Here is an 18914-nt window from a genome sequence, read left to right as displayed (position 1 = left end):
TTCTCTGGATTTGTCAGTGGCCATCAGTATGGTTACGGATCATCGGCGCCGGTGTCGGCTCCGGTGGGCCCAACTCGTGGACGGCAGACAGGAGAAGCCTCCGTGACCGACCTCGATCTCCTCCTGTTTCCGCACTGCGACCTGCACATGGCCCTGAGCGGCACACCGCCGCTCGTCCTGACCCTGGCCACGCGCAAGGAGGCCACGCCCGCGACGAACGGCTTCGTGGTCACCGCGGTGCCCTCCGGCCAGTGCGAGTTCGACTTCTTCGCGCCGTTCAACGCGAAGGAGCACCGATTCGAGGGGCTGCCGACGTTCGACAAGGCGACCGGGAGGGTCACGGCCACGACTCCCGGGGTCTTCCTCTTCCAGGCCCACTTCGGGAACCAGTACCTCGTCGGCCGGCTCCAGGTCCACCGGTCCGTCGTCGGCTGGTGGTTCGGCAACGACTCGGTCACCACCGCACTCGACGCCACCGTCGCGCACACCCAGCCGTCGCTGTACGCGAAGTTCAGCGACGACGCCGGCGCCGGGACGGACCTGATCGGCGACATCACCGGGCACGGGTACGTCCAGCTGGTGCCGGCCGACACCCGGCAGCTCGTCGTGTCGCCGACCGGCCGGGTCCGGGGCGTGCTGCCCACCCAGCCGGGCACGCCGTGGGTGCTCTCCGGCCTGTTCCCGGGCCTGGGCGGCGCGCAACTTCTCGACGTGTGGGTGACGGACTACACCGCGCAGCACGCGCTGACGTGGGAGCTGGGCGGGGGTGACCCGGCGGCCCTCGGCGACAAGCACAACGTGCTGTTCCTCGCCGAGGGCTTCCGCGAGCAGGACCGCGCGAAGTTCGACGAGATCGTCACCCGGACCGTCCACGAGATGTTCGAGAAGCCCGCGCACGAGCCGTACGGCATGCTGCGCGCGAGTTTCAACGCCTTCAAGGCCTTCACCCCCTCCCAACAGCACACCGTCACCTGCGGGTTCCGGGTCTCGGCGGGCGAGGAGACGGTCGAGGCGGGCCGGGCGACGGGCTCCGGCTACCCGATCCCGACCAAGCGGATCGGTGGCGGCACGCTCTACACGCTGGAGGAGCTGGTCCGCCGGGTCGGGCTGCCCATGCGCGGGGACAGCCGGAGCAACCTCCCGGCGACGTGGCAGGACCAGGACCTCGACATCGATCCGCACAAGATCACCGAGGACCTCGTCAAGGCCTGGAAGGCGCACCAGTCGGTCGGCATCCTGCACGCCCGGGACACCTTCTTCGGCTTCCACCTGGGCAACCGGCTGGCCGACCGGGCCTCGGGCACGGGCCCGGTGCCCAAACCCCCCGACGACGCCAGGCACTCCGCGGCGGTGACGGCCTTCGTCGCCAGGCTGCAGGAGTTCTACCAGAACGAGCCGACCCGCAACCTCACCCTCGACCCGCGCCGGCACCCGCCCGAGCTCTACCTGGACGGGTCGCACGTCAATCCCGCCAACACGCTGCTGCGCTTCGTCGGCGGCCTGAAACCCACCGGCTCCACGGCCCCGGTCGGCGCCCAGTGGCTGCCCGACGGCTCGCGCTTCCAGCCCAGTCGGGGCCTGATCGCCCTGATCGTCAACGACGGCCTGATCGGCGGGACGAACCTCAACGGCCGCACGGTGACGGCCCAGACGATGAACAGACTCCCGCAGCTCTCCTACGTCTACGCCAACGCGACGGACAAGCGCGAGCAGCGCCGGGACCCACCGCCCGACATCGAGGTGGACTTCGACGACATCGTCCAGACCGTGGCGCACGAGTTCGGCCACAGCTTCAACCTGTCGGACGAGTACGAGGAGTTCGACGGCGACGGCACGGACGCGAAGCAGTCGGCGGACCTGTTCGGCGACAACGTGTCGGTGCTCGGCTTCCTGCGCGCGGGCGACGATCCGGACCGGCACATCGACCCGGCCAAGGTCAAATGGCTGCAGCTGCCCCGGATCCGCTCCGCCGCGGTCCTGCTGACCGACTCGGTGAACGTGACCAGCCCGGTCCAGGGCATCAAGATCACCATCGGCTCGCGCAACATCGCGGAGTGGCAGCTGGCCCAGAAGCTCTTCACCGAGGTGCGGCTGCGCAACTTCGGCATCGCGCCGTTCGGCCGGCAACTCCCGCTGGACGTCGGCGCCGCGCACTACCTGGAGGGCCTGATCGTCGGCCGGGTCCTCCCGGCGGAGGGCGCGATCATCCTCACCAGGGCCGGGACGGCGCCCTTCCCGACCTTCGTGAAGGGCTCGATCGCCTTCGTCCCGCTGAAGGACAACCAGCACCAGCCGCTCCTGGTGGTGGAGCCGGACGTGCTCAAGTACCTCCGGGACCACCGGGATCCGCTCAACCAGAACCCGGACCACGTCCAGAGGAACGACAAGGAGGACGACAACCCCGTCGACATCCCCGACTTCAGCCCGCCCTGCAAGTCCGCCCGGACGATCGGGATCTTCGAGGGCGGCGCCACCTTCGCCGGCGCCCACTACCGGCCGACCGGCCGCTGCAAGATGCGCCGGGGCTCGACGGACTTCTGCCACGTCTGCGCCTGGCTGATCGTCAACCGGGTCGACCCCACCTTCCACGCGCTCCTCGACAGGAAGTTCTACCCGGAGTCCAAGAAGGAGGCGAAGAAGCATGAGTGAGCCGGGCACCTTCGAGCGGATCCTGGCGGAGGTCGGGCAGGCGCTGCTGCCGCTGCGCGACGGGCTGGCCACCCCCGCCGCGTTCACCGCGCTGCTGCGCCGCCTGGGATGGATCGCGACCGACGTCCCGCAGCCCTTCGCCGACCTGCGCAACGCCGTCGAGACGCTCTACGACAGCCTGCACACCCTGCTGGGCGACGGCGGGCTGAACGTCGACGGCACGGTCGGCGACGGCGGCGCCTCCGCGTCGGCCTCCTTCTCGCCGGACGACGTGAAGCGGGCGCTCGGTGCCGTCCAGGCGCTGATCAAGGGCATCCACGCGATCACCGACGCACCGCCCTCGTCCATCCCCGACGCCCTGCGCGCGGACGGCTTCCTCACCCTCTTCCCCGGCCAGCTCCTCGACTTCCTGATCGTCGGCTACCTGCAGCGCTACCACCCAAACCTCGGCTTCGCCCTGCGAAGCCTCGGCGTGATCAAGGCCGGGTACGCCCCGGCCGCCGGCAACCGCCCGCCGTACATGCACCTCGGCCTCGACCTCGGCGACCTGCCCCGGGCGCTCACCGACCCGGCGCAGGTGCTGAAGGACGCCTTCGGCTGGGGCACCGCCGACTTCGACCACCCGGCGCTGCTCTCCCAGCTCGACAACCTGCTGCGGACCATCGGCGCCGACGTCGAGACCGGGACGGTCCCGCCCTCGACGGCGCTGGCCGTCCAGGGCTCCGCTCCGGACCCGCTCGCGCCGGATCCGAAGACGCTCGCCGCGGTTCTCTTCCAACGCGTCCAGCCCACCGCCGAGATGACCGCCGCCGTCCGCCTGCTGCCGCTACCCGCCGCCGCCGGCGCCCCGCCCGGGCTCGCGCTCATGCCCTCCTTCACCGGCCGCCAGGGCTTCCGGTTCGACCTCGGCCCGGACATCGCCGTCACCATCCGCGGCGACCTCGACCTCCAGGGCGGCGTCGCGCTGCTGGTTCGGCCCGGCCGGGGCATCGAGATGGTCCTCGGCTTCGAGTCGTCCACCGGGCCGGTCCACGCCAAGGGGGCGATCGACGTCCGGGTGGAGCGATCGGGCCCGGCCGACGCCCCGCGGGTGCTGTTCGGCAGGGCCGACGGCACCAGGCTCCAGCTGCGCCGGATCGCCGGCGCGGGCGGGGTCCGGCTGGTCGGCGAGGCCGTCGACTTCTTCGCCGAGTTCGGCCTGGAAGGGCTGGAGTTCGTCTTCTCCCCGGCCGGCGCGGACGGCTTCGTCGGCGCCGTCCTGCCCAGCGGCGGGTTCACCCTCGGCGCGGACCTCACCGTCGGCGTCTCCTACCGGCAGGGCTTCTACTTCCGCGGCACGTCCAACCTGGAGATCCAGCTCCCGGCGCACCTGGAGCTCGGCCCGCTGGAGATCCAGGGCCTGACCATCTCCGCCTCGCCGAACGCCGACGGGCTGCCGATCGGCCTCGGCGTGTCCTTCCGCGCCCGACTGGGCCCGGTCACGGCCGTCGTGGAGCAGATCGGGCTCAACGCCGACGTGGCCCTGCGGCCCAAGGGGGACGGCAACCTCGGCCCGGTCGACCTCTCCTTCGGCTTCAAGCCGCCCAAGGGCGTGGGCCTCTCGGTGGACGCCGGGCCGGTCAAGGGCGGCGGGTACCTGTACTTCGACCCGGACCACGGCGAGTACGCGGGCGCCCTGGACCTGGAGTTCGCCGGACTGGTCGAACTCAAGGCGATCGGTCTGATCAGCACCCGGATGCCCGACGGCAGCGACGGCTTCTCGCTGCTGATCGTGATCACCACCGACTTCGGCGCCACCGGCATCCAACTGGGCTACGGGTTCACCCTGCTCGCGGTCGGCGGACTGATCGGGCTCAACCGCGCGATGAACCTGCAGGCCCTGGCGGAGGGCGTGCGCACCGGCGCGGTCGAGTCGGTGATGTTCCCGCGGGACGTCATCGCCAACGCCCCCCGGATCCTCTCCGACCTGCGCCGCTTCTTCCCGCCCGAGGAAGGCCGGTTCCTGATCGGGCCGATGGCGAAGATCGGCTGGGGGACACCCACGCTGGTCAGCGTCTCACTCGGGGTCGTCATCGAGATCCCGCCCGGGAACATCGCCGTCCTCGGCGTGCTCAAGTGCGTCCTGCCCAGCGAGGACCTGCCGCTGCTGGCACTCCAGGTCGACTTCGTGGGCGCGCTGGAGGTCGACAAGTCGAGGCTCTGGTTCTTCGCCGAACTCTTCGACTCGCACGTCCTCATGATGACCATCGACGGCGGCATGGGCCTGCTGGTCGCCTGGGGCGACTCACCGGAATTCGTCCTGACGGTCGGCGGCTTCCACCCCTCCTTCAAGCCGCCGCCGCTGCCCTTCCCGGTGCCCAAACGGCTCTCGGTGGACATCCTCAACCGGCCGGGCCAACTGATCCGGGTCTCCGGCTACTTCGCCGTCACCAGCAACACCGTCCAGTTCGGCGCGGCGGCCGAACTGCGGCTCGGCTTCGGCGGGTTCGGCATCGAGGGCCACCTCTCCTTCGACGCACTGTTCCGCTTCTCGCCGTTCGCGTTCACCATCGCGATCTCCGCCGGGGTCACCCTGAAGGCCTTCGGAGTCGGCGTCTTCGGCATCGACCTGAACTTCGAACTGGAGGGCCCCTCGCCCTGGCGGGCGCACGGCCGCGGCTCCATCTCCCTGCTGTTCTTCGAGATCTCCGCCGACTTCGACATCTCCTGGGGCGAGGAGCACAACACCACCCTGCCCCCGGTGGCCGTGCTCCCGCTGCTGGCCGGCGAGTTCGCCAAGACCGAGGGCTGGCAGACCAGACTGCCCTCCGGCGGCGCCAACGCCCTGGTCACCCTGCGGCAGCTGCCCGACACCGACCAGCTGGTCCTCCACCCGCTCGGCACGCTCTTCGTCCGCCAGCGCGCGATCCCGCTGGACGTCCGGCTGGACCGGATCGGCGCCCAGCGGCCCGGCGACGGCCGGCGGTTCAGCATCGCCCCCGCGCCGGACAGCGGTCTGACGCGGGTCTCCGTCACCGGCGACAAGTTCGCGATGGCCCAGTTCCAGGACCTCGACGACGCGGCCAAGCTCTCCCGGCCGGCCTACGAGAACCAGGACGCCGGCCTGGAGCTGACCGCGGCCGCCGGTACCCTGCTCTCACCGCGCGTCGTCCGCCGCAGCGCCCGGTACGAACTGCACGTCATCGACAGCGGGGTGCCCGCGACCGCCGCCGACGCCCGGCGGGTCGTCCCGATGGCGGCCCGCTCCGCCGTCGCCGCACCCAAGCGCTTCCACGACGTCAGCCCCGCCGTGTTCAACCAGCTGCTCCAGGGCAGCGCCACCAGCCGTTCACCGGTCTCCCAACGGGAGGCCGGGCTGCGCAGGCCCTTCCCCGCCGACGAGACCGTACGGCTCACCGACCGGCGCTACGTCGTCGCGAACCTTCGCAACAACGTCCAGGCCCATCCGCCGACCGGCAGCCTCGCCGCGGCGACCTTCCGCAGCCGGACGACGGCGGAGGACGCCCTCGCCGACTGGATCCGCCACGACGGCAGCCTCGCCGACCGGCTGCACGTCATCCCGGAGGAGGAGGCGGTGGGCACCCCGGCCACCCCGGGGAGCTGGTCCGCCGCCGGGAGCCCGCCGACCGCCGCCCGCGGCGTCGAGGCCGTCCGGCTGACCAGCGGCAAGGTCCTGGTGGCCGGGGGAGAGGACGCCACCGGCGGCGCACTGGCCGCCGCCGCCCTGTTCGACCCGGTCTCCGCCACCTGGACGGCCGCGCCGCCGCCGGCCACCGCCCGCCGCGGGCACGGCACGACCAGGCTCGGCGACGGCCGGGTGGTCGTCACTGGCGGCCGCTCCGCCGACGGCGGGGTCCTCGGCACGGCGGAGGTCTTCGACCCCGCCCCCGGCACCTGGACGCCCACCGCGAACGCGCTGGCCACCGCCCGCCACGGTCACGCGGCGACCGCCCTGACCGACGGCAGGCTGCTGGTCACCGGCGGCACCGACGGCGCCGGCCGGGCGCTGGCCACCGTGGAACTGTTCGACCCGGTGACCCGCACCTGGTCCGCCACCGGCCCGTCGATGACCGACGCCAGGACGGGGCACCGGGCCGTCCTGCTGAAGACCGGCAAGGTCCTGGTCGTCGGCGGCGCACTGCCGACCGGCGGCCCGGACGCCGCCCTCGCCCACTGCGAACTCCACGACCCGGCGACGGGCTCCTGGACCCCGACCGGCAGCCTGCTGACCGCCCGCAAGGGCCACCAGGCCACCCTGCTGGCCGACGGCCGCGTCCTGGTCACCGGCGGCGACGCGGTGTCCGGCCCCGACGGCCCCGACGGCCACGACCCGCGCAGCCTCGCCACCGCCGAGGTCTACGACCCGGCCACCGGCACCTGGACGGCCCTCGGCCCGATGCCCGGCGGCCGCCGCGCACACCGCTGCCTGGCCCTGCGCTCCGGCCTGGTCCTGCTCGTCGGCGGCACCGGCGGCCCGGCCGGCGAGGCGGGCCACCGCAGCGTGACCGTCCTCGACCCCGCCCTCGGCACCTGGACGGCCACCGGGCACCTGGCCACCGGCCGGTCCGACTTCGCCGCCGTGGAGCTGACGGACGGCCGGGTCCTGGTGGCCGGCGGCACCGCCCTGGCGGGCGCCGCCGCCCCCGGCCCCGACCCGGTCGAACTCGCCGCCACCGCCGAGTTGTACGTCCCCTGACGACGGAAGGTTCGACACCATGACCAGTCCCACCGTGGTGGCCGCGGCGAAGTGGACCACCGCCCACGACCTCACCGGGGCCACCGCCTGGTACGGGCAGCACGACGGACCGGTCGTGCTCAAGGGCACCACGAAGGTCCTGGTCGTCGGCGGCGCGGACGCCGGCGGGGCCGCACTCGGCCGGGCCGCCGTCTACAACCCGGCCGACGACACCTGGAAGGCCACCGCCACCCAGCCCTCGCCCCGGCGGCTGCACACCGTCACCGCCCTGGCCGACGGCAAGGTCCTGGTCACCGGCGGCATCGGCGGCTCCACCGCACCGGGCCTGGCCTCGGCCGAGGTCTACGACCCGGCGGCCGACACCTGGAGCCCGGCCGGCACCATGAACCAGGCCCGCTGGGGCCACAGCGCCGTCCTGCTGCCGAACGGCAAGGTCCTGGTCGCCGGCGGCACCGCGGTCCGGGCCGGCCGGACCACCCGGGCGCTGCGCTCCGCCGAACTGTACGACCCGGCCGCCACCACCGACGCCACCCGCTGGACGACCGTCGGCGACATGACCGACGCCCGCTCCGGGCACCCCGCCGTGGCGCTCAAGGACGGCAAGGTGCTGGTCGTCGGCGGCACCGCCGCCGTCGGCACCGACCGGGACCCCGCCCTCGCCTTCTGCGAGCTCTACGACCCGGACCGCGCCACCTGGACCCCGACCGGGAACCTGCTGCGACCGCGCGCCCTGCACCAGGCCACCGCGTTGTCCGACACCACCGTGCTGGTGACCGGCGGCCGCGCACCGGGCGCCGGCGACGACGGCACCTTCGACCCGCTCAGCCGACGGACGGCGGAGACGTACGACCTCGCCACCGGCGCCTGGACCGCCGTACGGGACATGCCCGCCGGGCGCGCCCAGCACCGGGCCGTCGCCCTCGGTCCCGGCAAGGTCCTGGTGATCGGCGGCACCGGCAGCGACCCCGACGAGGCCGGCTACCGCAGCGTCGTCGCCTACGACGCGGCCTCCGACACCTGGACCGCCCGGGCCGGCCTGCTCACCGGCCGCTGGGCCTTCGCCGCCGCGGTGCTCCCCGACACCAAGGTGCTCGTCACCGGCGGCGCCACCCGCTCCGGCCTGGCCGCCGCCGACCCGACGGCCACCGAACTCACCGCCGCCACCGAGCTGTTCGACGGGAGCGGCGCATGACCGCGAACGGCTACTCCTTCCTGCCCTGGCTGCGCTCCGGCCTCTCCACCCGGATCACCGGCGACCCGGGCAGCTCGTCGCGCGCCACCATCCCGGTCAAACTCCTGCTGAGCGGCGAGGCCCTGGACGGCTCCCCGCTGTCCCGGCCCGTCGAACGCCCCGTGCAGCTCTACGGGCCCGGCGACGTCGTCGGCGTCGAGGCCCGCGCGATCTCCCGGCGGGAGCCGCAGCCCGGCACCACCAACGTCGAGCCGAACTACCTCGCGCACATCGAGTTCTACGACGAGGACTTCCTCTGGCGCTACAGCCCGGCCGGGCCCGACGGCTCCACCGACCGCCTCGCCCCCTGGCTGGCGCTCGTCGTCCTGGCCGCGAAGAGCGACCCGTCCGGCGCCCCCGCGGAGTTCGACGAGGGAAGCGGCGGCGCACCCCTGCCGTTCGTCACCGTCAAGGACCCGAACGCCCTGCCCCCGGCGGACCAACTCGGGGCCTGGGCACACGTCCACGTCCACGGCTCGCTGGACGACCAGGTGGCCCGGGAGCTCTCCGGCCCCGGCGACCAGGTGCTGCAGACGCTCGCCGAGGTGCTGCGCACCGACCCGGACCGCGCCTGCTCCCGGCTGGTCTGCCCGCGCCACCTCCGGCAGGACCGGACGTACGAGGCGTTCCTGGTGCCCGCCTTCGAGACCGGCCGGCTCGCCGGGCTCGGCTTCGACCCGGCCCTCGCCCCCGGCGCGCTGTACTCCGCCTGGGGCCCGCACTACCCCGACCGCAAGGGCGAGGGCCGACTGCCCTACTACCACCGGTGGTCCTTCACCACCGGCGCCACCGGCGACTTCGAGTACCTCGTCCGGCTGCTGCAGCCGCGCCGCCCCGCCCCCGAGGTCGGCCGCCGGGACATGGACGTCCACCGCCCGGCCGGTCCCGGCCTGCCGCCGATCACCACCCCGGCCTCGATCGGCGGCGTGCTGCGGCTCGGCGGCGCGCTCCAACTGCCCGAGCAGCCGGTCGACGACTGGGAGAACTGGGACAACTGGTACGACAAGCCGGTGCCCGCCGCGCCCTACCCGCACCCCTTCCAGCAGGCGCTCGCCAACCTGGTCAACCTGGCCGAGGCCTACCGGGACCGCACGCCGGCGGCCGCCCACGCCGCGCTGCCCGGCGACCAGGCGCAGGCGCTGTCCGCCGGGGTCGACCCGGTGATCACCCCGCCGCTGTACGGCCGCTGGCACGCGCTCACCTCCCGCCTGCTGATCGACGACGCCGGCCACCCGCTGCCCTCGCCCGCCAACCGCGCCTGGGTGCACCGGCTCAACCTCGACCCGCGCTACCGGGTCGCCGCGAACTTCGGCACCCGGGTCGTCCAGGCCCGGCAGGACGAGTTCATGGACGCCGCCTGGGCCCAGATCGGCGACGTGCTGCAGGCCAACGCGCGGATCCGCGAGGCCCAGCTCGCCCGCGAGGTCGGGCACCGGCTCCAGGTCAGGCACCTGGAACCGCCCGCCGCACCGGCCGGCGCGGTGGCGCCGCCGCCGCCCACCGGCAAGTACCTGACCCTGACGGCGCCCGCACACCCCCGGGTCACCACCCCGGCGACCACCCCGACCGGCCGGCCCGCCGGGCCGGACCGGGCGGACGCGTCGGACGGGACCGACGGGACCGACGCGGCGGACGGCGCGGCGGAGCAGCTGGCCGTCGGCTTCCAGGTGGCGACCAGCCGGGTCGCCGCGGCACCGCTGTCCGCCCCGATGCGGCGCCTCACCCGCCCCGGCGCCCGGCTGATGCGCTCGCTCACCTTCCCGCCGGACCAGCCGCGCGAGGCACTGGTGCCGCGGATGGACGCCGCCACCGCAGCGGTCACCGCCGCCGCACCCAAGGTCAAACCCGCCGCCCTGGTGACCCCGGGCCAGCTCGACCAGGTGCTGCACCCCGTGGTCGGCGTCCGGGCGGCGGCCCCCGCCGACCCGGTCGGCTCCCTCCCGAAGAGCCCGGACTTCGTCATCAAGGAGATCGGCGACCCCGTCCCGCCGACCACCGGCGGCGACCGGGACAGCCCCGAGGCCCAGCGGTTCAAGGGCGCGCTGAACGAGCTCTACGCGGGCTGGGACGCGTCCGCCGCGGTCGGGCAGCCGGCCGTCCGGGAGCGGCTCGGCGTCGCCGGGACCACCGATGCGGTGCTGTCCCGGCTGCGCTCGGACACCACCGTCCCGAGGAGCCTGCTCGGCGCGGTCGACCTGCCCGACCGACTGCGGCCGTTCGCCGAGGAGTTCATCGAGGCGATGGCCTACCCGGTGATCGACCTGCCGATGTACCAGTCGCTGATCGACCTCTCGGTGGACGTGTTCGCGCCCAACCTGAACCTGATCCCGGCGAACTCCATCACCCTGCTCGCCAACAACCGCCGCTTCATCGAGTCCTTCCTGGTCGGCCTCAACCACGAGATGGCCCGGGAGATGCTCTGGCGCGAGTACCCGACCGACCAGCGCGGCACCCCGTTCCGCCAGTTCTGGGACCCGCGCGCCGTCCTCTCACCGCCCGGCGAGACCCCCGAGCAGCGCCGCGAGCGGCTGTACGACATCCGGCCGATCCACCGCTGGGCCCCCGCCGCCCTGCTCGGCCAGAACGACAACCGGCAGCAGCAGGGCACCACGCAGAAGGAGGACCTGGTGCTCGTCATCCGCGGCGAGCTGCTGAAGAAGTACCCGAATACGGCGGTCTACGCGCACAGGGCGGTCTGGCCGCTCGACGACGACGGCAACCCGGTCACCACCGGCGAACGCGTCCCAGCCCCGCTGCCCGACGAGGACCACCCGACCGCCGATCTGGTCCGGCTGCCGCTCTACGAGGCCAAGGTCGAACCCGACATCTACCTGCTCGGCTTCGACCTCGACGCGGCCGAGGCCCGCGGCAAGCCCCCCGGCGACCTCGGCTGGTTCTTCGTCCTCAAGGAACGCCCCGGCGAACCCCGCTTCGGCGTCGACGAACCCGAGGGCCCCCTGCCGCCGGTCGAGGTGTGGAACGACCTCACCTGGCAGCACGTCGATCCCGACCACCTCGGCTTCGTCGAGTTCACCGACGCCACCCACGTCCCGCTCGCGCCCTTCGACGGCTCCGAGGACGACCAGGAGAAGCAGCGGCAGCGCACCGAGGACGACGCGCTGCCGCTCTGGTACTCCCGGCTGAGCTCCGCCGACATCGCCTACATCCTCTTCCAGGCGCCGGTCATGGTCGCCGTCCACGCACAGGAGATGCTCCCGGTATGGCCGACAACGACCTGAGCGACGACTATCCGGTCCTGCTGGGCCCGGTGCGGATCGAGACCAGGTTCACCGCCACCGAACTGCTGGTCCGCGTCTTCCCCGACGAGTGGTCGGTCGACTCCTTCGAACCGCGGCCCACCGAGGCCGAACTCGGCGCACTCGACGCCTACTGGACCGCCCTGTGGCGCACCGGCGGCGCCGCCGTCGGCGACCGGGCCGCCTGGCACGAACTGGTCGGCCGGATCGCCGCCGGCCGCGCCGCCTGGCTGCTGCGCGACCACCGGCCGGCCAACCCGGCCGACCGGCCGGTGCCCGTCCCCGCCGGCGCCACCGTGCTCGTCGTCCTCAGCGACACCGCCCTCCCCGCCGACGACCGCGGGCCCACCGCCGACTACTGGACGGCTGTCTGGCGCGCCCACGGCGACCGCGTCGCGCTGCGCACGGCCAACGCCGCGCTGCTCACCGCCGTCGGCCCGACCAGGGCGGCGGCGATCCGCGCCCGCCGACCCGCCGGCATCGAGGCGGCCGCGGTCGCCACCGGCGACACCGCCCTGGTGGCCTTCCTGGTCGTGCCCCGCCCGCCCGCCTCCGGCATCGCCCCGCAGTCCTGGACGGTCGCGGCCCGCGCAGGCCTGCTGCCCGACCACTTCCGCGTCCTCGGCTGGGCCGGCGGCCGCAAGGTCGTCGACCTCGACGGCGAACCCGTCCCGGCGAGCCTGCCGGTGAGCCCCGACCCCGGCTCCGACGACCACCTGACGGTCGACGAGACCACCGGCGTGATGACCGTCCCCGACGAACTGCGCTGGCTGACCGAGTTCGGCCGGGCCGTCACCGTCGGCATGGGCTTCCGCATCCAGCTCACCGCCGACCTCCGCGGCGGCCTCGACCGGCTGGTGGTGCTCGGCCTGCGCCGGCGGTCCACCCCGGACCAGTCCGCCGCCGACCTCACCGCCCAGCTCACCCGCCAACTCCGCAGCCCCGCCGGGCTCAGCCTGCTGCCCCAGGGCACCCCCACCAACAACACCGCCCAGGCACCCGCCGGCCTCGACCGCGCCCAGGAGGCCGACGCGGGCCTGCGCTCCGCCACCGGCCTGCGGGCCGCCGAGGCCGGCACCGACTGGACGACCCGCACCGACGGCCAGTGGTTCGCCGAACTGCTCGGCCTCGACCCGGCCGACCTCGCCGGCATGCCCAACGCCGACGGCACCGACCAGCGCGACGCCCGCGCCGCCGACACCGCCCTGTGGCCCGCGACCTGGGGCTACCACCTGCAGACCACGCTCCACCCGATCCTCAGCCGCGCCGTCGTCGACCGGACCCGGCAGTTCTACCTCCGCCACGTCTCCGGCCGCGGCCCCGTCCCCGCGGTCAGGATCGGCCGACAGCCGTACGGAATCCTGCCCACCACCGCCTTCTCCCGGCTCGCCTGGCCGGACACCGCCGCCACCGCGACCCACCGCCGAGGCCTGCACACCGTGCTCCAGGCCGCCGCCGCCGACTGGCAGACCGCCGCCGCGAAGGTCGCCCACCTCGGCGGCCGGGCCGACGACGCGCACCAGCACCTGCTGGACATCCTCGCGCTGCACCCCACCTCGGCCGAGTACTACCAGCGGTACGCGCAGAGCGTCGAGGACATCTTCAACCGGGAGAACCTCGGCGCGCTCGGCCCGACCGTCCTGACCGCCCTGGAACGGCAACTGCACATGCCCGACCCGATCCGCGCCCTGCTGACCCGCCTCGGCCACCCCGACAGCGGCCCCGCCCAGGACCCGGACCTGATCCGCCGCCTGTTCCTCGACACCCAGCACCCGCTGCTCGCCCCGGCCGTCGACGACCGCCCGCTCTCCGAGACCGACCCGGTCCGGCCGTACACCACCGACGGCGCCAACTACCTGCAGTGGCTCGCCGCCCACGCGCGCACCGACCTGGAGACCGTCCGCACCGAGGCCGGCTTCCCCGAGGACGACCGGCCCTCCGCGCTGCTCCACCTCCTGCTGCGGCACGCGCTGCTGCTCGGCTGGGCGGACGCCGCCACCGAACTGGCCATCGCCGCCGGCGTCGCCACCCCCGCCGAGATCGCCGCCGCCGACCCGGCGTTCATCCACGTCAGGATCCCGCAGCCCGGGCAGGGCATCCCGAGCGAGAGCCGGTTCCGGCGGCTCTACTCACCCGCGCCGGAGATCACCGGAAACCCGGACCGCCTGGTCGTCGACCACATCCCCCGGGTCCTCGGCACCGCCCCCGGCACCGCCCGCCTCGCCGAACAGGCCGACGCCCTCGACCTGCTGGCCACCCTGCCCACCGCCCGGCTGGAACGCGTCCTGGCCGAGCACCTGGACTGCGCCACCTACCGGCTCGACGCCTGGCGCCTGGGCCTGGCCAACGAACGCCTCGCCGAACTGCGGTACGGCCCCGACGGCACCGCCCCCGCCGCACGCGGCCTCCACCTGGGCGCGTACGGCTGGCTGGAGGACGTCCGCCCCCGCGAGCGGCAGCTCACGGAAGTCACCCTGACCGGCCCCCTCGCCGACGTCTTCCGCGGCAGCCGGCCGCTGATGCACGACGAGAAGAACGGCGGCCACCTGCACGCCCCGTCACCCGCCCAGGCCCGCACCGCGGCCGTCCTGCGCGCCGGCTACCTCGCCAACGGCTCACCGCAGAACCCCGGGTCCTTCGCGGTCAACCTCAGCTCCGAACGGGTCCGGATCGCGCTCGGCCTGCTCGACGGCATGCGCCAGGGCCAGTCCCTGGGCGCCCTGCTCGGCTACCGGCTGGAGCGCGCCCTGCACGACAGCCACGAACGGGCCGAGGTCGACTTCGTCATCTCCGCCCTGCGCCTGAAGTTCCCCCTCCGGGCCGGCCGGATCGCCCAGACCGTCCCGCACCAGGCCGACCAGCCGGACCCGACGAAACCCCTCGCGATCGAGCAGATCGAGGCCCACAACGTCATCGACGGCCTCGCCCTGGTACGCCGCGTGACCCGCGGCGACGCCCCGAACACCTACCCCTTCGGCCTGGACGGCCTGCCCGGGCTCGACGACACCCAGCAGGGCGTCGTCGACCGGGCCGTCCTGGGACTGCTGGACGTCCACGACGCCCTCGCCGACCTTGCCGTCGCCGAAGGCACCCACCAGGCGCTGCTCGGCAACCCCGAACGCGCCTCCGCGACGCTCGACGCGTACGCCAAGGAAGGCCTGCCCCCCGAACCCGCCGTCGTCGCCACACCCCGCAGCGGCACCACCCTCACCCACCGCCTCGGCCTGCGCCTGACCCCCGGCCTCCCCCCGGACGCCGGCGCACCGCCGCTGTCCCACAACACCCCCCGCGCCCAGGCCGAACCCGCCGTCAACGCCTGGCTGCCCGCCCTGCTCCCGGCACCCGTCACCGTCGTCGCCCAGGTCACCTGGACCGACCCGCTCACCGGACAGCCCCGCAGCCGCGCCGTGACCCAGGCCGACACCGGCCTGCAGCCGATCGACCTGCTCTGGGCGCTGCGCCCGGTCGGCGAAGGCGCCATGACCGACCTCGACGACCGCATCGTCGGCGTCGTCCTCGCCACCGACAACCCCCGGCCCGACGCCGAACTCACCATTCGCTACACCGACCGGGTCGCCGGCCGGATCACCTTCTTCGAACTCTCCCCGCTGATCGCCGCGTTGCGCTCACTGCTGACCACCGCCCGACCGCTGCGCCCCAGCGACCTGGTGCCCGCCTCCGGCCCCGCCCCCGCCGACCGGGCCGCCGACACGGCCGTCTCGCTGCCCCGGGAGCGCCCCGCCGCGGTCCGCGCCTCCCTGGACGCCCTGCGCAAGAACGTCGAGAACTACCTCGCCACGCTGGCACCGCTCTACCCGGCCGACGCCCAGCCCCAGCGCGACCGGATCCTCGCCGCCGTCGACACCCTGCTCACCGGATACGCCGGACTGGTCACCACGGCCTCCGGCTTCGGCATGGTCCGCAGCGGCTGGGGCGAACTCGCGATGTGGCGCCGCGGCGTCTTCACCGACGTCCTGGCCGCCGTGGCCGCGGCCGCGGACCGCATGACCGGGGCGCTGACCAGGGCCGACGCGCTGCTCGCCGGCTACGACGCGCTGCCGGCCGCCACCTCCGCCGCCGAACGGTTCCGGCTGCTCCAACAGGCGGAACGCCTGGTCGCCACCAAGCCCACCGCACCGCTGCCCGCCCAGCCGGCCACCATGCGCGCCGTCGTCGCCAACCGGCGGCAGGCCTTCAACGCCAAGCTGCAGTCGCTCAGGTCCGAGGCCAGGACCACCCGGACGACCCTCAGCGGCCTGCTCGCCGAAGTCGCCGCCAAGCTCCCGCTGACCGACTTCGACCCGACCGACCTCAGCCTCCGGCCCTTCCAGGACCGGGTCGTCCTGCTGGGGCGCGACCTGCTGGACCGCGCGACCGCGCTGCGCACCGAGGTCCTCGCCCGGCTCGCCGCCGCGGACACGGCCCTCGCCGCCCACGACGCGGCCGTCACCGGGCCGGACCGGGTCGGGGCGGCGACCGACGCACTCAGGGCCCTCCTCGGCCAGGACGTCCTCGCCGTACCGGAGTTCACCCCCGACCCGCAGCTCGCCGCGGACTGGACGAAGGCCCGCGCCGACAGCGGCAAGCTCGTCCAGCACCTCACCCAGCCGCCGTTCGGCCGGGACTTCCCCGTCGACGACTGGGCGCACGGCATCGCCCGGGTCCGCGAGAAGCCCCGCCTGTGGGAGAAGGCCGTCGTGCTGGGCGACGCCCTGCGCGGGCCCGGCGGGATCCTCGGCGACCTGCTGCAGTCCGCCGAACCGCAGCTGGTGCCGATCCAGCTGCCGTACCGGCCGGACGACCACTGGCTGGCCATGGAGTTCAAGCCCGGCACGGCCATCACCGAGGACAAGGTGCTGTTCACCGCCCACTACGCGTCGGACCCGCTGATCCCCCCGCCCACCCAGGTCGGCCTGCTGCTCGACGAGTGGACGGAAGTCATCCCCGCCGAGCGCGAGACCACCGGGATCGCGCTGCACTACGACGGACCGGACTCCGAACCGCCGCAGGCGATGCTGCTGGTCGTGCCGCCGGTGCGCACCGGCACCTGGAACACCGACGACCTGATCGCCGCGATCGGGGAGACCCTCGACCTGGCCAAGTCCCGGGGCGTCGAACCCGAGCACCTCGACGGCACGGCCTACGCCCAACTGCTCCCGGCCACCGTCATGTCCGCCACCCGGCAGCCGATCACGATCTCCACCGACCTCGCGATCGCCAACCAGCGCTGGAAGGCCGCCCATGCCTGAGCCCCGCATCGACAACCTGGCCGAGGCGCTCGCCGCCCGGGACCGCCCGGCCGTCGGGGTGTGGAACCGGCTGGAGGGCCGGCCGCGCACCACCGACTTCGAGCGGGCGCTGCGCGCCGAAGTGCGGGACCCGCTCTGGCTGCTGACCCGGCAGTGGCAGCTCGGCGAGTTCCGCGGCAGCGACGGCGGTTCGCCGGTCACCGCGACCTACTCGATCGCCGTCGCCCGGCCCAGCCGCTTCCGCCCGGCCGGCGGGACGCCCGAACCGCTGCCGCCGGACCGGCCGTTGGAGGCGCTGGCCGAACGGCGTCCGGTGCCGTTCGTGGCGGGCGCCGACCGGATCGCCTTCGACCTGCGGCTGGCGATCGGCCGGCGGTGGCTCAAGCTGCTGGGCCGCTCCCCGGTGCTGGGCAGCGTGGCCTTCGACTTCCGCGGCCAGTACGTCCGGCTGTACCCGATCGCGCTGCCCGACCCGGCCACGGACGCCGACGCCCCCCGGGTCGCCGACCCGGAGGTCTGGTCGACCCTGCAGGCCGTCGCCGGGCGCCGGATGGACGGCTACCTGCTCTACCGCCACCTCAAGGACGGCGGTCACGCATCGGACGGCATCAGCGACCTGCTGCACCTGCACCGCCCCGCGCTCGACGCGCTCGGCGACCGCCTGGTCGCCTGGTTCGACGACCTGATCGACCAGCCGGACGCCGACGGCGCCTGGGACCCGCGCCGGCTGGAGCACCGCTTCTCGGTGGCCGGCTCCGCCCCGGGCGGCGGCGAGAAGGTCCTCACCGCGCAGGAGTACCCGGGCGGCGAACTGGACTGGCACGCCTTCTCGCTCGACCCGGCCGCCCCGGTCGGCGGCACCGAGCCGCCGCTGCCGCCGATCAACCGCACGGTGTTCCCGGCGCCGCTCCGGTACGCGGGCATGCCGCTGCCGCGCTGGTGGGCGGTGGAGGACGGCGCCACCAACTTCGCCGCGGTGTCGCCGGACAGCACGGACCTGGCCCGGCTGGTCTTCCTGGAGTTCGCGCTGGTCTACAGCAACGACTGGTTCCAACTCCCGTGCGAGCTGCCGGTCGGCACCGTGGCGACGATCCAGGGCCTCGCCGTCACCGACGTGTTCGGCGAGCGGCTGTGGATCACCCCGGCGGGCACCGGGCTCGACGACGACTGGCAGCGCTGGTCGATGTTCACCCTCGACACGATCGACAGCGCCCCCGGCGCGGCCGCCGACACCGGCCTGTTCCTGCCCGCCAGCGTGCCGAAGGTCGCCGACGGCCCGGCGCTGGAGGAGGTGTCGCTGATCCGCGACGAGAACGCGAACCTGGTGTGGGGCATCGAACTGACCGTCCCGCGGGCCACCGGCGAGGGACGCCGGGGCAGCGAGGTCGCCGCCGGGATCCAGGCCCGGCACCTGCGGCTGCACCCGCCCACCGCGCCGGGCGGCCCGCTCGCGCCGATCGCGTACGAGGCGATGAACTCCGTCCCGGAGCACTGGATCCCGTTCATCCCGGTGCACGTCCCCGGGGACAACCGCACCATCCAGCTCCAGCGTGCGGCGATGCCGAACGTCGTCGACGTGCTGCCGCCCGTCCAGCCGCGGACCTCGTTGCTGCGCGAGGGCCTGGACGCGACGCCGCCGCAGTCGTACTTCGTCAACCAGGAGGAGGTCCCGCAGTCCGGCACCCGGCTCGCCGTCGCCTACAACCGGACCCGTTGGCGGGACGGGCGGGTCTGCGTCTGGCTCAGCGCCAAACGCGGCACCGGCCGCGGCGAGGGCTCCAGCGGCCTCGCCTTCGACCTCCTCGTCGACACCCCGGCGACGGCGCACTGAC

The 18914-nt window shown here is 74.2% G+C and carries 6 protein-coding genes; all 6 read left to right on the top strand.

The annotated features are described in order from the left end of the window. The first annotated feature begins 102 nt into the window (after window positions 1-102). From ACIRST_RS37345 to ACIRST_RS37320, 6 genes are read left to right on the top strand one after another with little or no spacing between them, the layout of a single operon-like run. Complete coding sequence (locus ACIRST_RS37345) at window positions 103-2649, top strand: hypothetical protein (protein ID WP_402808283.1); 2547 nt, start codon at window positions 103-105, stop codon at window positions 2647-2649. Further along, window positions 2642-7345, top strand: coding sequence for a DUF6603 domain-containing protein (locus ACIRST_RS37340; protein ID WP_402808281.1), 4704 nt, complete (start codon window positions 2642-2644; stop codon window positions 7343-7345). Before ACIRST_RS37345 ends, ACIRST_RS37340 begins: the two co-directional genes overlap by 8 nt. A gap of 19 nt (window positions 7346-7364) precedes the next feature. Continuing rightward, window positions 7365-8537 carry a Kelch repeat-containing protein gene (locus tag ACIRST_RS37335; RefSeq protein ID WP_402808278.1) on the top strand — a complete coding sequence of 391 codons (1173 nt, stop codon included), beginning with the start codon at window positions 7365-7367 and terminating at the stop codon, window positions 8535-8537. Then, a complete protein-coding gene (locus tag ACIRST_RS37330; protein WP_402808276.1) occupies window positions 8534-11815 on the top strand; it encodes a hypothetical protein in 3282 nt (1093 codons plus the stop codon). The genes ACIRST_RS37335 and ACIRST_RS37330 overlap by 4 nt, the downstream gene beginning before the upstream one ends. Further along, window positions 11797-17082, top strand: a complete 5286-nt coding sequence (locus ACIRST_RS37325; RefSeq protein WP_402808274.1) for a hypothetical protein — start codon at window positions 11797-11799, stop codon at window positions 17080-17082. The genes ACIRST_RS37330 and ACIRST_RS37325 overlap by 19 nt, the downstream gene beginning before the upstream one ends. Then, the gene (locus ACIRST_RS37320; protein WP_350525819.1) at window positions 17075-18913 is read left to right on the top strand and encodes a hypothetical protein; all 1839 of its coding nucleotides are present in this window, start codon (window positions 17075-17077) and stop codon (window positions 18911-18913) included. Before ACIRST_RS37325 ends, ACIRST_RS37320 begins: the two co-directional genes overlap by 8 nt. Window position 18914: the final 1 nt, after the last annotated feature.

The organism is Kitasatospora sp. NPDC101447 (assembly GCF_044767225.1).
In the GTDB taxonomy this organism is placed as follows: domain Bacteria; phylum Actinomycetota; class Actinomycetes; order Streptomycetales; family Streptomycetaceae; genus Kitasatospora.
The sequence above is the reverse complement of the archived record's forward strand: the minus strand, read 5'-3'. Positions and strand labels throughout refer to the sequence as shown.